General features: G+C 40.1%; 11 protein-coding genes, 1 tRNA gene and 1 other RNA gene. 10 read left to right on the top strand and 3 right to left on the bottom strand.

Going from position 1 to position 14,029, the window contains the following annotated elements; translation table 11 throughout:
* Positions 1 to 30: 30 nt before the first annotated feature.
* From H8S90_RS16955 to H8S90_RS16945, 3 genes are all read left to right on the top strand, one after another.
* Positions 31 to 101: transfer RNA gene (locus H8S90_RS16955), tRNA-Cys, on the top strand.
* 30 nt (positions 102 to 131) lie between these two features.
* Positions 132 to 311, top strand: coding sequence for a spore protein (locus H8S90_RS16950; RefSeq protein ID WP_187339043.1), 180 nt, complete (start codon positions 132 to 134; stop codon positions 309 to 311).
* Between the two features lie 100 nt (positions 312 to 411).
* Complete coding sequence (locus H8S90_RS16945; RefSeq protein WP_187339042.1) at positions 412 to 960, top strand: RNA methyltransferase; 549 nt, start codon at positions 412 to 414, stop codon at positions 958 to 960.
* A 34-nt stretch (positions 961 to 994) separates the two neighbouring features.
* Here the strand turns inward: H8S90_RS16945 and H8S90_RS16940 are convergent, their stop codons facing one another.
* Together H8S90_RS16940 and gltB are read right to left on the bottom strand one after the other, a co-directional pair.
* Complete coding sequence (locus H8S90_RS16940) at positions 995 to 2,467, bottom strand: glutamate synthase subunit beta (RefSeq protein WP_187339041.1); 1,473 nt, start codon at positions 2,465 to 2,467, stop codon at positions 995 to 997.
* Positions 2,468 to 2,486: 19 nt separating this feature from the next.
* Complete coding sequence (gene gltB, locus H8S90_RS16935) at positions 2,487 to 7,001, bottom strand: glutamate synthase large subunit (RefSeq protein ID WP_187339040.1); 4,515 nt, start codon at positions 6,999 to 7,001, stop codon at positions 2,487 to 2,489.
* A 272-nt stretch (positions 7,002 to 7,273) separates the two neighbouring features.
* On the opposite strand from gltB, the gene ffs reads away from it, so the two are divergent.
* From ffs to purE, 7 genes are all read left to right on the top strand, one after another.
* Positions 7,274 to 7,372: signal recognition particle sRNA small type (gene ffs, locus H8S90_RS16930), an RNA gene on the top strand.
* A 96-nt stretch (positions 7,373 to 7,468) separates the two neighbouring features.
* The gene (gene fsa / locus H8S90_RS16925; RefSeq protein WP_187339039.1) at positions 7,469 to 8,128 is read left to right on the top strand and encodes a fructose-6-phosphate aldolase; all 660 of its coding nucleotides are present in this window, start codon (positions 7,469 to 7,471) and stop codon (positions 8,126 to 8,128) included.
* 222 nt (positions 8,129 to 8,350) lie between these two features.
* The gene (locus tag H8S90_RS16920; protein ID WP_187339038.1) at positions 8,351 to 9,319 is read left to right on the top strand and encodes a YpdA family putative bacillithiol disulfide reductase; all 969 of its coding nucleotides are present in this window, start codon (positions 8,351 to 8,353) and stop codon (positions 9,317 to 9,319) included.
* Positions 9,320 to 9,373: 54 nt separating this feature from the next.
* Positions 9,374 to 9,958, top strand: coding sequence for an NADH-quinone oxidoreductase subunit A (locus tag H8S90_RS16915; protein ID WP_187339037.1), 585 nt, complete (start codon positions 9,374 to 9,376; stop codon positions 9,956 to 9,958).
* 2 nt (positions 9,959 to 9,960) lie between these two features.
* Positions 9,961 to 10,455 carry an NADH-quinone oxidoreductase subunit B gene (locus H8S90_RS16910; protein ID WP_187339036.1) on the top strand — a complete coding sequence of 165 codons (495 nt, stop codon included), beginning with the start codon at positions 9,961 to 9,963 and terminating at the stop codon, positions 10,453 to 10,455.
* 46 nt (positions 10,456 to 10,501) lie between these two features.
* Positions 10,502 to 11,644, top strand: coding sequence for a 5-(carboxyamino)imidazole ribonucleotide synthase (locus tag H8S90_RS16905; RefSeq protein ID WP_187339035.1), 1,143 nt, complete (start codon positions 10,502 to 10,504; stop codon positions 11,642 to 11,644).
* Between the two features lie 31 nt (positions 11,645 to 11,675).
* Positions 11,676 to 12,185, top strand: a complete 510-nt coding sequence (purE, locus tag H8S90_RS16900; protein ID WP_187339034.1) for a 5-(carboxyamino)imidazole ribonucleotide mutase — start codon at positions 11,676 to 11,678, stop codon at positions 12,183 to 12,185.
* A 66-nt stretch (positions 12,186 to 12,251) separates the two neighbouring features.
* Here purE and H8S90_RS16895 read toward each other — a convergent pair whose 3' ends face one another.
* Positions 12,252 to 13,967 (bottom strand): IlvD/Edd family dehydratase, encoded by a 1,716-nt coding sequence (locus H8S90_RS16895; RefSeq protein WP_187339033.1) that lies wholly within the window; start codon positions 13,965 to 13,967, stop codon positions 12,252 to 12,254.
* Positions 13,968 to 14,029: the final 62 nt, after the last annotated feature.

Raw genomic sequence — 14,029 nt, 5'->3', positions numbered from 1 at the left:
CTAATTTTGCATGCCTTTAGAAGGGAAAAGGGTCGGATGGCCGAGTGGCTAGGCTGAGCTCTGCAAAAGCTCCTACAGCGGTTCGAATCCGCTTCCGACCTCATCAAAAAATTATTAAAAGTACAACAACCATGGGAGTTACACGCTTAAAAAGAAAAGATAGAAGAAATAAAACAGTATCTCGTCTTGAGGTACAGTTCCTGAAATTAGGACGTAATATTGAAGTTGGAGACAGATCCAAAGAATCTGGAGCAAGCCAAATTGCCAAAAACAATGAAATTTTGAATAAATTGGCCACCAACAATAAATAAATAAGTATATCTTAACGATATCATTTTATAGAGCATAGACCTGAAAAATATACTTTCAGGTCTTTTTTGTTTGTAAACGCTTACACCTAATCCAATATATATGCGCAAATTGGCAATGCAAGAGCTTTCAAGGGCATCGGTTGAAGAATTTAAACAATTGGAAAAGTTGCCTATTACTGTGGTATTAGACAGTGTTAGAAGTCTGCACAACGTTGGTTCAGTATTTAGAACAGCAGATGGTTTTGCTGTTGAACGGATCATTTTGTGTGGTATAACAGGTAAGCCACCACATAGAGATATTGAAAAAACGGCTTTAGGCGCTACACAGTCCATGGAGTGGATATACATGGAAAATATCGTAGATGCACTTACCTTAATAAAGAAAGAAGGTAAAAAAATTATTGCAATTGAACAGGCAGAAGGGAGCTCTATGTTACACGACTTCAATCCGGAGCAAGAAGAACAATATGCATTGATTTTTGGAAATGAAGTAAACGGTGTCTCCGAAGAAGCTATGAAAATGGTTGACACCTGTATCGAGATTCCTCAATTTGGCACAAAACATTCATTTAATATTGTAATATCTGCAGGTATTCTACTCTGGGATTTTTATTCTAAGCTGAAATTAAAAAGCGGCAGACAACAATAGCGCCTGCCGCAATTTCAATTAGCATTAGCAGAAGCTATACGATATCATGTTCTACTATTACATCTTTACTTTCTAATGAAGAATAGCCCATGAGGTATTCATCCACTTTACGAGCGCACTCTCTGCCCTCCGATATTGCCCAAACTACCAGTGATTGTCCTCTCCTCATATCCCCAGCGACAAAAATATGGTCTTGGCTTGTTCTATAAGCTCTCTCAGAGGCTTTCACATTCCCCCTTACATCTAATTCAATCCCTAATTCCTTGAGTAATCCTTCATGTTGCGGGTGCAAAAATCCCATAGCCAAAAGAACGAGCTCACAAGGTATTTCTCTCTCAGAACCAGCCACTTCGTTAAACTTCACTGGACGTCCCATAGCATCGGTTTCCCATTCAAGATCGACCACCAGGGCTCCCTTCAGATTACCATTATCATCTCCTATGAATGATTTTGTATTGATACTCCAAAAGCGTTTACACCCTTCCTCGTGTGATGTTGTTGTTTTCAATAACATAGGATAAGTTGGCCACGGCATAGCTTCGCTACGCTGATCGGGAGGTTTAGGCATTAATTCAAACTGCGTAACAGAGGCTGCTCCATGTCTATTGGAAGTCCCCACACAATCTGAGCCGGTATCGCCCCCACCTATTACCAGAACATTTTTTCCTCTCGCATGAATATCTTCTTCCTCAAAAGTAGAATTACCCACGCGTTTATTCTGTTGTTTGAGAAACTCCATTGCAAAATGAACACCTTTTAATTCACGTCCAGGGATATTTAAATTTCTTGGAACGGTAGATCCTCCAGTTAATACCACAGCATCAAAAGACTTTAGCTCTTCCGTGGGAACGTTAAAGCCGACCTCAGCATTACACTTAAAAACAACGCCTTCTTGTTTCATCAGCTCAACACGTCTGTCAATAACCCATTTCTCTAATTTAAAATCTGGAATACCATAGCGTAATAGGCCGCCAGGTTTATCGTCTCTCTCAAAAACCGTAACCTCATGCCCTGCCTTTGACAACTGCGCGGCGGCGGCTAAACCCGCAGGCCCGGAACCTACCACTACAACAGTTTTTCCTGTTTTAACTGATACAGGTTTTGCCTTGGCAAAGCCTTTTTGATAAGCTATCTCCGCTATATGCTTTTCAATTTCTTCAATTGCTACCGGCGAACGATTAATTCCCAACACACACGCAGATTCGCATGGTGCAGGGCAGATGCGTCCGGTAAATTCCGGAAAGTTATTCGTGGACGACAGTATCTCAAACGCTTCTTCCCATTTCCCGTCGTAGACGGCATCATTAAATTCAGGTATTACATTACCTAACGGACATCCTGAGTGGCAAAATGGAATGCCACAATCCATGCAGCGTGCTGCTTGTGTATTTAGCTCCTCATCGGTATAACTACGTACAAATTCATTATAATTTTTGAGTCTATCTTTTGGAGCATCCTTGGATGGAAGCTGTCTTTTAAACTCTTTAAAGCCAGTTACTTTTCCCATTTCTCTTTCCTAAATATTTTTATGCCTCAACTAATTTTGCCTGTAAAACTTTTTTATACTCTTTCGGGAATACTTTTACAAACAGGTCTTTTTCATTTTTCCAATTACTTAAAATATTGGAAGCAAGCTTACTATTTGTCAAATTGATGTGCCTCTTCAGTAGATTGATGATTTGCGTTTCATCTTCTGTTTCAAGAGGATCCAGATCAACCATCTCTAGATTACATCTGTCTTTAAAAGTGCCACTAGAGTTGTAAACCCAGGCGATCCCACCGCTCATTCCTGCTGCAAAATTCCTTCCGGTTTCGCCAAGTATCAACGCTCTACCTCCAGTCATATACTCACAACCGTGATCGCCCACTCCTTCCACTACTGTAGTAGCGCCTGAGTTACGAACAGCAAACCGTTCCCCTGCCTGTCCACAGACAAACAGATGACCAGAAGTCGCACCATATAATGCCACATTACCTATAATAATATTTTCATGTGGCACAAGTTTACTTCCAGCGGCTGGATAAATAGCTAACTGGGCCCCCGAAAGACCTTTTCCTACATAATCATTAGCTTCTCCTTCCAATTCAAAAGACAAGCCTTTGGCGGCAAATGCTCCAAAACTCTGTCCAGCTGATCCTATGAATTTAAAATTAATGGTATTATCCGGTAGTCCCTCTGAAGCATATATTTTGGAAACTTCATTAGATAGTAATGTTCCAATGGTACGATCAGTATTCTTTACATTAAAGGTTCCGAATACTGGTGTTTTGCTTTCTAAGGCTTTGGCAGCTTGCTTCAACATCCCCCAATCGAGTATCATATCCATACCGTGATCTTGTGATTCTGTTTGGTACAAACTCTGCCCTGAAGGATTCTGCGCGGCATATAAAATAGCTGATAAATCCAACTTGTTTACTTTCCAATGATCGAGATCTTCTCTTACTTTCAAAAACTGCGTTCTGCCGACCATCTCATTGATTGTCCGAAAACCAAGGCCAGCCATTATTTCCCTCAGCTCTTCCGCTAAAAATCTAAAGAGATTAACCACATCGTCTGGTTTTCCTGTAAACAGCTTACGCAGTTCCGGATCTTGTGTAGCTACTCCAACAGGGCAAGTATTGAGATGACATTTACGCATCATTATACAACCACCTGCTACCAACGCAGCAGTAGCAACGCCCCATTCTTCTGCACCCAGCAAAGCCGCTATCGCCAGGTCTCTGCCGGTCTTCAACTGACCGTCTGCCTGAAGAACGACTCTGCTTCGTAACTGATTCTTCACTAACGTTTGTTGTGCCTCTGCCAAACCAAGTTCCCAAGGCAGGCCAGCATGTTTTATAGAGCTGATAGGAGAAGCACCGGTACCTCCATCGTAGCCTGCAATCAATATAACATCGGCATGAGCCTTAGCCACACCGGCCGCGATAGTCCCCACGCCGGCCTTTGATACTAGCTTTACATTTATACGAGCGGTACGATTTGCATTCTTTAAGTCAAAAATAAGCTGTTTTAAATCCTCAATTGAATAAATATCATGATGTGGTGGCGGCGAAATCAATCCAACTCCAGGTGTAGCGTGTCTTACCCTAGCAATCCACTCATCAACTTTATGACCTGGAAGTTGCCCCCCTTCCCCGGGTTTTGCTCCTTGAGCCATTTTAATTTGCAGTTCATCAGCTTGCGATAGGTAGTGAGAAGTAACACCAAAGCGAGCAGAGGCAATTTGTTTGATTGCCGAACGCATGGAATCACCATTGGGTAATGGTTTGTACCTAATTTCATCCTCTCCTCCTTCACCTGTATTACTTTTCCCTCCTATACGATTCATAGCGATAGCCAACGTACTATGCGCTTCATGAGATATTGAACCAAAAGACATCGCTCCTGTAGCAAAGCGTTTCATGATATTCTCCGCCGGCTCAACTTCTTCTAAAGGGATCGAAGCACGATGTTTTGCAAAATCGAACAATCCTCTCAACGTATACATACGTTCTTTCTGGTTGTTTATATGTTCTGCATACTGCTTATATATTTCATAGTTATCGGTTCGACAAGCTTGTTGAAGTAAATGCACAGTTGTAGGGTTAAACAAGTGCGCCTCTCCTCTCCTGCGCCATTGGTAAACCCCTCCTTCAGGCAATAAAGTATTTCGCTTATTATTTTTAAACCCTCTATTATGTTTACTGAGCACTTCTCTCGCAATATCATCCAAACTCAAACCACCGATCCTAGATACAGCTCCGCAAAAATAATTGTCCACCACCTCTTTGCTGATGCCAAGCACTTCAAATATCTGCGCACCATTATACGATTGAAGTGTGGAAATACCCATTTTAGAAAATATCTTCAAAAGGCCGTTGCAAATAGCTTTAACATAATTTTTAGACAGCTCGGGCCAGCTTAACGGAGTTTCAATTACACCTTCTTCTTTAAGTGTTCTAATAGAGGCTAAGGCCATATAAGGGTTAATAGCAGTGGCGCCAAATGCCAACAAACAGGCGAAATGATGAACCTCCCAAGCATCACCTGCTTCAACTACCAGTCCAACAGCACCTCTATATCCAGTTTTTATTAAATGATGATGGACAGCTGAAACAGCCAATAACGACGGGATTGCGGCATGTTGTGAGTCTATAGCCCGGTCTGATAATATAAGTACTTCAAAACCGTCGCGCACGGCATCTTCCGCATAACGGCACAAACGAGCCAGTCCTTCTTCAAGAGCTCCTTCACTTCCATCTGCTTTGAAATAAGTTTGTATTGTTTTAGCCTGAAAAATACCTGTATCGATGCTACGAAGTTTTTCTAAATCTCTGCTAGTTACAATCGGATGCTCTAGTGCTACACAATGACAATGCATTTTGTCTTCGTCAAGTATATTACCAGAGTTACCAATAAAAGTTGACAAACTCATCACCAAACGCTCCCTGATAGGATCAATAGGTGGGTTGGTAACCTGTGCAAAATATTGCTTGAAGTAACTACTTAAATGTTGGGGGTGTTCAGATAACACTGCCAAGGGAACATCGGTTCCCATCGATCCAATAGGTTCTTTACCTTCCAAGGCCATGGGTATCAAAATCCCCTCAATGTCTTCCCTTGAATATCCAAAAATCTGTTGATACCTGAACACCGATTCTTTTGAAAGATAAGTAAAGGTTACTCGTGGTTCAGCAAGGTCTTTTATATTTATTTTATACTTTTCCAGCCACTCTCCATAAGGCTGCTTACTGGCAAGTTCATGTTTAATATCGGCATCACTTAATATCTCTCCTTTATCCATATCCACCAAGAAGATTTTCCCTGGCTGTTGCCTTCCCTTTCTGATAACTATTCCCTCCTCAATTGGCAATGCACCAGCCTCAGAAGCGACTACAACTCTATCATCTTCGGTGACTGCATATCTCAAAGGTCTTAAACCATTACGATCTAGCATCGCTCCAATGGTTCTTCCATTAGTAAAACAAAGCGCAGCAGGACCGTCCCACGGCTCCATAATAGTTGCATGATATTCGTAGAACACTTTTCTCAAGGGGTCCATAGCACTATTTCCATCCCATGCTTCCGGAACCAACATTAGCATAACATGTGGTAACGATCGCCCGCTATGTAACAGCAACTCCACAACGTTATCTAACGACGCAGAATCAGACAAACCAGGATCCACGATAGGTAGTAATATATCAAGCTCTTCGTCGGTAAAGTATGGAGAAGAAATTGATCTAAGTCCCGCATAAAAACGATTAAGATTACCGGTCAATGTATTAATCTCTCCATTGTGGGCCACAATTCTGAAGGGTTGGGCAAGTTTCCACGAAGGAAAGGTATTAGTAGAGAACCGGGAATGAACTAAACCGAAAGCAGACACCACACGCTCATCTGATAAATCGTTAAAATAAGATCGCACTTGATAAGTAGTCAGCTGACCTTTATAGATGATTGTTTTACTCGAAAGCGACGGAATGTATAATTGTTCTTTAACCTCCGGAAGCTCCTCCTTGACTTTTTTAACGATCAACCTCCTTAGAACATATAATTTACGGTCAAAGTCTTCCGTATTACGAATCCCTTTCGGTCTGTCGATAAAGAATTGAACAATGTTAGGCTCGGCACTTAAAGCGGTCACTCCTACACCCTCTGAGGTAATCGGCACCTCTCTCAAACCTAAAAAAGTTAAGTTTAACTGTGCCGCAGCCACCTCTATCAACGCGCGGCACTGCTGATTTAAAATCGGATCCTTTGGCAAAAAGGTCATTCCCACACCGTAATAACCAGGCTCTCCCAATCTAATATCCAATTTATTACATTCGTCCCATAAAAATTCATGGGGCAACTGAATCATGATACCAGCCCCATCTCCACTTTCCTCATCGCAACCACAAGCACCTCTGTGTTCCATATTCTCCAACATAGTCAACGCATCCTGAACTTGGCGGTGACTTTTCACTCCTTTTAAATGAGCTACAAATCCAACCCCACATGCATCGTGCTCGAAATCAGAGCGATATAATCCCTGTTCTTCCATATCTTCAACTGTCATTATTATTGCTTAGTTTAAATAGATTGCTAAAATAATATTTATTATCGACAAAATTAATTTTTTATTATTTTTTTCAGTAAAAGCTTGAATAAATACTCACAATAACACAATATACTTAAAAAAATCATAAACACATCTAAGAGCTTATTCTTCTTTGTTATTATGCAACTACTCGAGTAACTGGTTATAAAAAAATACATTGATTACCAAGCTACTACAACAAAGTATAAAAATTATAGTACTAATTTAACATTTTTTTCTACTTTTGCCACGGGTAAGTCTTTTACGACCAGCTCCCTTTGAACTCCCCCAGGGTGGGAACACAGCAAGGGTAAGAGGTTGAGCGGTGCGATAAAAGGGGCTTGCCCTTTTTTTATTTCCCTCATTTTGTTTTTCTGTGTTTATAAAATTGTAAATAATGGTTACTTTTGTAGTAATCAAATATCCAAATTTAACAGCTAATTTTTATGAAATTTTTTATAGATACTGCCAATCTCCGCCAAATTAAAGAAGCCCAAGATCTAGGTGTGCTTGATGGCGTTACTACTAATCCAAGTTTGATGGCTAAAGAAGGCATCAGCGGCAATGAGCAAGTAACTAATCACTATAAAGCTATTTGCGATATAGTCGATGGGGATGTTAGTGCAGAAGTGATCAGTACCGATTATGACAATATCATTAAAGAAGGCCGTGAACTTGCTAAGCTAAATGACAAGATCGTTGTTAAGGTACCTATGATTAAGGAAGGCGTAAAGGCAATCAAATTTTTTACCAGCGAAGGAATCAAAACCAACTGCACATTGGTTTTTTCTGCCGGGCAAGCTCTTTTAGCAGCAAAAGCTGGAGCCACATACGTTTCGCCATTCATTGGGCGCTTGGACGACATTTCTACAGATGGTTTAGCGCTCATAGAAGACATACGACTAATATACGATAACTATGCTTTTGAAACGCAAATATTAGCGGCATCTATTCGTCATACTATACATATTCTGGAATGCGCAAAGATAGGTGCCGATGTCATGACAGGACCGTTATCCGCAATTTTAGCCCTATTGAAACATCCGCTTACAGATAGTGGACTAGCACAATTTTTAGCAGACCACGCCAAAGCAGCAGGGAAATAACTATTATTTACAAATTCAAGCAGTACGCCTGCATAGCATATTAATTTTTTACTAGCACCAAGATTTGATGCTAGTAAAAAATCATTCGGTTTCAGTAGAGAAGAGATACTGATCATTTTCTTTTATGTGCTCTCTTGGAAAACTTTCACTTACTTGCGAAGGTCGCTTGAATACCAAAATCATTAACATTTATCTAAGTTTGCTATTTATTGACTTTTTTTCATGGATATACTTGACATTGCCGTTGTTGGCGGAGGACCCATCGGACTAGCCTGTGCAATAGAAGCAAAAAAAGCTCAACTCAGTTACTTGGTCCTTGAAAAGGGTTGTTTGGTTAACTCCCTCTTCAATTACCCTCAGCATATGACTTTTTTTTCCACTTCTGAGAAACTGGAAATTGGTGACATCCCTTTTGTGTCCGTCAACCCAAAGCCTAAGCGCCTGGAAGCCTTAGAATATTACAGAAGAATACAACAGCAATTTCAGCTAAATGTAAAATTGTTCGAGCAAGTAGTAGCTGTTAAAAAAACAGACTATTATTTTTCGATACAAACCACAAAAAGTGCTTACAAAGCGAAAAGTGTTATCATTGCAACTGGTTTTTATGACAAACCAAACCTCATGAACATACCAGGAGAAGAACTTCCAAAAGTAAAACATTACTATAATGACCCGCACTATTATGCTAATCAACATGTAGTGGTCATAGGTAGCAGTAACTCTTCGGTGGATGCGGCTTTAGAAACTTACAGAAAAGGAGCACACGTAACCATGGTTGTTAGAAAAAACGAAATAAGTTCACGCGTGAAATACTGGGTAAGGCCCGATATTGACAATCGCATTTCCGAAGGATCTATAAGAGCCTATTTCAACAGTTGCCTAACTGCAATTGAAGAAGCCTCGGTGCATATAGACACTCCAGAAGGCCCTATCACTATACCAAATGATTTTGTCTTGGCATTAACAGGCTATAAGCCCGATTTTGATTTTTTGAGAAAAATAAATATTGAACTTTCTAAAGACGAACTACTTATACCCCAACATAACCCGACTACAATGGAAACCAATATTCCAAACTTATATCTTGCTGGAGTTGTATGTGGTGGTATGAACACACATCTTTGGTTTATAGAGAACTCAAGGATACATGCCAGGCAAATAGTCAAACACATACAGGAACACAGGAAATAATCAATTTGAATAAATAACACCGTAAACCCTACAATTTTTATTACTTTTGAAAATATGGAAGACGGTTCTCAAATAACGGAGTTCGGTAAAATCTTTATCTATTTGATAATTGGCACATTATTGGTTCTTTTCACGCTTCTTCTTGGAAAAATAATATCTCCCAACAAACCAAATAAAGAAAAACAAAGCACTTACGAATGCGGAGAAGTATCACAAGGAAGTTCGTGGATACAATTTAATTCAAGATTTTACATTATTGCGCTTATTTTTTTATTATTCGATGTGGAAATGGTGTTTATTTTTCCATGGACAACCGTTTTCGGGTCGGCAGACCTTATCGCCGCAGACAATAGATGGGGCTGGTATACCATAGCAGAAATGTTTATTTTTGTAGGAATTTTAATAACTGGTCTGGTTTACGTTTGGAAAAAAGGCGATTTGGATTGGGTAAAACCATCACCTAAAATACCTGTCATTAAAAGTACAACTCCGGCTCACGTATACGAGTGTATAAATACCGAAGTTTATATTGTTAAATCATTTCACTCCGTAGCAGCAGCTATAGCAAATGCTCAAATCGTTTCCAAGGCATCAGCGAAGCCTGCTTTTAAACCTAAATTTATAAAAAGAGGTTCTTAACGATGAGTATTAGTAAACAGACAACAGAAAGTGGGATTGTAGTAGCTAAATTGGATGATCTCTTAAACTGGGCTCGTTTATCATCTATGTGGCCGGTCAGTTTCGGAATTGCCTGTTGCGCTATAGAAATGATGGGTGCCATGGCGGCTACTTATGACTTGGACAGATATGGAGTCTTTCCTCGGGCCTCGCCACGTCAGGCAGACGTTATCATCATAGCTGGAACGGTAACCTTTAAAATGGCGGACAGGATACGACTCTTATATGAGCAAATGCCTGAACCAAAATATGTGATATCAATGGGTTCATGTTCCAATTGCGGAGGGCCTTATTGGCAACACGGCTATCATGTGGTAAAAGGGGTAGATAAAATAATTCCTGTTGATGTCTATGTGCAGGGATGTCCCCCTAGACCAGAAGCATTAATTGGAGCATTCTTAGAATTACAAAAGAAGATCGGCCAAGAAAGTATTATTAACGAAAAAATTAACACCTAAAAAGAGAAAGTATATTAGTTAAGGCTATTACTTAACTATAATAAATATGGAAAAAGAGTTTTATGGCGATTTGCGTTTGGGTATTCTCGGAGGGGGGCAACTCGGACGTATGCTTATACAAGAAGCAATCAATCTAAATGTTAATGTATCAGTCCTCGACCCCGACCAAAATGCACCTTGTAAAAAATTGTGTAATAGATTTGAAGTAGGGGCATTGGATGATTTTGACACCGTTTATAAGTTTGGTAAGCAACTAGACATGCTTACCATTGAAATAGAGAAAGTCAATGTTGATGCTTTGGAAAAACTGGAAGAAGAGGGTGTAACTGTTTACCCGCAGGCAAGGGTAATCCGTCTAATACAAGATAAAGGTCTTCAAAAGCAGTTTTTCAAGCAAAATGACATTCCTACAGCAGCTTTTCAAATGGCATCATCGAAGGACAACCTAAGAGAGTGTCAAATACCTTTTCCTTATATACAAAAACTTAGAAAAGACGGTTACGATGGAAAAGGTGTTTACAAAGTAATAAGTGAAGCAGATTTGAATGATGCGTTTGATGCCCCAAGTATAGTGGAACAATGGGTAGACTTTGATAAAGAGATAGCCGTAATAGTAGCCAGAAACGACAAAGGAGATGTTGCGACTTTCCCCATGGTTGAAATGGAATTTAACCAAGAAGCAAATCTGGTGGAGTTTCTCATCTCCCCTTCTACGTTAACTTTTGAGATCCAACAACGAGCAGAACAACTTGCCATAAAAATAGCAGAAGACTTGCAGATCGTGGGATTATTGGCTGTAGAAATGTTTTTGACCAAAGACGGTAATATATTAGTAAATGAATTGGCCCCGAGGCCTCATAACAGTGGCCATCATACTGTAGAAGGTAATTTTACATCTCAATTTGCTCAGCACCTGCGGGCCATATTCAATTTACCTCTTGGGAACACTAATGTAAGGAGCAATGCCGTTATGATCAATCTATTGGGGGAAACACCATTTGAAGGGTTAGCAATCTATAAAGGCCTGGAGGAGATACTGGCAGAAGAAGGTGTTTATGTTCACCTTTATGGTAAAAAGTTTACAAAACCGTTTCGTAAAATGGGACACGTAACCATTGTAAATGAGGATAGGGATAAGGCCATAGAGCTTGCACGAAAGGTGCAGCAAACCATCGAAGTGATTGCGTAAAAAAATACATTACATTTAAATAAATCTACGTATGCATACTCATCAACACCCTGCTGTAGGAATCATTATGGGTAGTAAATCTGACCTTCCAATAATGGAAGACGCTATAAAGATTTTAAAAGAACTAGGCGTTAACATTGAGGTTTCAATAGTGTCTGCACATCGAACTCCCGAACGCATGTTTGACTATGCTCAAAATGCTGCATCAAGGGGAATAAAAGTAATTATAGCAGGTGCTGGAGGAGCGGCCCATTTACCGGGCATGGTCGCATCCATCACACATTTGCCGGTTATAGGAGTGCCAGTAAAGTCTTCCAATTCAATAGATGGTTGGGATTCCATACTGTCCATCTTACAGATGCCGAATGGGATACCTGTAGCAACCGTGGCACTAAATGCAGCAAAAAATGCAGGACTTTTAGCCGCACAGATTCTCGCTACTTCCAATGAACAACTTGCTCAAAACATCCTCAATTTCAAAAAAGAATTAAAAGAAAAAATTGAGCATACGGCTGAAGAAGTTGAAAACATGAAATTCTAATTTCATGTTTTCAGTCATTCAAAATGACTGTGTTAGTAAATTATTATCACAGTCATTGCAAAGAAATCAATGTGAATCTCTTGGAACAGCACTTCCAGATCCTCCTTTTAGGAAATCGAAATCAGCTCCTAAATGTGCCTGTTCTACATGCGTTACGTATAAACCAACATATCCCCTTTTTATAGCTAGATTTATCAAAGGCATATTTTCTCTACGACGGTCCAATTCTTCGTCACTCACTTCCAAAACAATTGATCTATCGGCTACGTTAACACTTATATAATCACCGTCTTTCACGTATGCCAAGGGGCCTCCGGCAGCCGCCTCAGGTGATACGTGCAAAATTACGGTTCCAAAACCTGTACCACTCATTCTTCCGTCAGAAATACGCACCATATCTGTTACGCCCTTTTCGAGTATTTTTTTTGGCAAAGCCATGTTTCCAACTTCAGCCATACCAGGGTATCCCTTTGGGCCAACATTCTTCAACACCAACACCGAGTTTTCGTCTACATTCAAATCAGGCAAGTCAATTCTCGAGTGATAATCTTCTATTGTTTGGAAAACAACAGCTTTACCCCGATGCTTCATCAGATGTGGTGAAGCAGCAGAAGGCTTTATCACAGCACCTTCTGGTGCAAGATTACCTTTTAATACCGCGATTCCAGATTCAGGCTTGATGGGTTTATCAACCGAAGCGATAATATTTATATCATAAATAGAAGCTTTTTCACTATTAATACCTATTGATAATCCATTAACTGTTTTTGTGCTTAAATGAAGAAAATCCCTTAATTCATTTACAACAGCTGGAATCCCCCCTGCATAATAAAGGTCTTCAACATAATATTGACCAGAGGGTTGTACATTTGCCAGTAAAGGAATGTTATGAGACAATTTATCAAAGTCTTCAATTGTTAAATCAACACCAATTCTACCGGCTATTGCTAATAAATGAATAACAAAATTAGTAGATCCTCCCACTGCAGCATTGACCATAATAGCATTTTCAAAAGCCTGTCTAGTCAGTATATCACTAGGCTTTAAATCTCCCTCTACCATTTCTACAATCCGCCTACCTGAGAGCTGGGCCAAAACCTTCCGTCTCGAATCTGCCGCAGGTATCGTAGCATTATCTGGCAGACTCATTCCCAGCGCTTCAATCATAGTAGCCATGGTAGATGCTGTTCCCATAACCGCACAATTTCCCTGTGTACGAGCCATACAGGCTTCTGCATCAATAAACTCCTCTTCAGTAATTTCTCCCAATTTAAAGGCTGCGTCAAATCTCCAAACATCCGACGTACCTATATCTGTTCCTCGCCAATGGCCTTTTAACATAGGTCCACCTGAAACAACGATAGTTGGTATATCTACACTGCAGGCTCCCATTAATAATGAAGGAGTGGTTTTATCACATCCGCAAAGTAACACAACACCGTCCAAGGGATTAGCCCTGATAGATTCTTCCACATCCATACTTGCCAAATTACGGTAGAGCATTGCGGTAGGCTTAATAAGAGTTTCTCCTAACGACATCACTGGAAATTCTACAGGAAAACCACCTGCTTGTAAAACACCTTTCTTCACCGATTCAGCTAGGTCTCTAAAATGCGCATTGCAGGGTGTCAATTCAGACCAGGTATTGCATATCCCAATCACTGGTCTTCCGTCAAACATATCATGGGGAATCCCTTGGTTTTTCATCCAAGCACGATATATAAAACCATCCTTGCCTTCACGTGAGAACCATGCTTTACTCCTTCGTTTCTTTTCTTTCATTGATTTGTTATTTTGGCTTATAAGGTTTTAAATATAAATAAAAATTACTTAAAATAAACAGC

Origin of the sequence: Olivibacter sp. SDN3 (assembly GCF_014334135.1) — a bacterium.
Taxonomy (GTDB): Bacteria; Bacteroidota; Bacteroidia; order Sphingobacteriales; family Sphingobacteriaceae; genus Olivibacter.
Note: the sequence above shows the minus strand (reverse complement) of the source record. Positions and strands in the feature narration are given on the sequence as shown.

Excerpts from the sequence above, each read along its gene's own strand:
- H8S90_RS16920 (WP_187339038.1), top strand. The coding sequence starts at position 8,351 with ATGGATATACTTGACATTGCCGTTGTTGGCGGAGGACCCATCGGACTA.
- purE (WP_187339034.1), top strand. The coding sequence starts at position 11,676 with ATGCATACTCATCAACACCCTGCTGTAGGAATCATTATGGGTAGTAAA.
- H8S90_RS16910 (WP_187339036.1), top strand. The coding sequence starts at position 9,961 with ATGAGTATTAGTAAACAGACAACAGAAAGTGGGATTGTAGTAGCTAAA.
- H8S90_RS16945 (WP_187339042.1), top strand. The coding sequence starts at position 412 with ATGCGCAAATTGGCAATGCAAGAGCTTTCAAGGGCATCGGTTGAAGAA.
- H8S90_RS16905 (WP_187339035.1), top strand. The coding sequence starts at position 10,502 with ATGGAAAAAGAGTTTTATGGCGATTTGCGTTTGGGTATTCTCGGAGGG.
- H8S90_RS16895 (WP_187339033.1), bottom strand. The coding sequence starts at position 13,967 with ATGAAAGAAAAGAAACGAAGGAGTAAAGCATGGTTCTCACGTGAAGGC.
- fsa (WP_187339039.1), top strand. The coding sequence starts at position 7,469 with ATGAAATTTTTTATAGATACTGCCAATCTCCGCCAAATTAAAGAAGCC.
- H8S90_RS16915 (WP_187339037.1), top strand. The coding sequence starts at position 9,374 with ATGGAAGACGGTTCTCAAATAACGGAGTTCGGTAAAATCTTTATCTAT.
- gltB (WP_187339040.1), bottom strand. The coding sequence starts at position 7,001 with ATGACAGTTGAAGATATGGAAGAACAGGGATTATATCGCTCTGATTTC.
- H8S90_RS16950 (WP_187339043.1), top strand. The coding sequence starts at position 132 with ATGGGAGTTACACGCTTAAAAAGAAAAGATAGAAGAAATAAAACAGTA.
- H8S90_RS16940 (WP_187339041.1), bottom strand. The coding sequence starts at position 2,467 with ATGGGAAAAGTAACTGGCTTTAAAGAGTTTAAAAGACAGCTTCCATCC.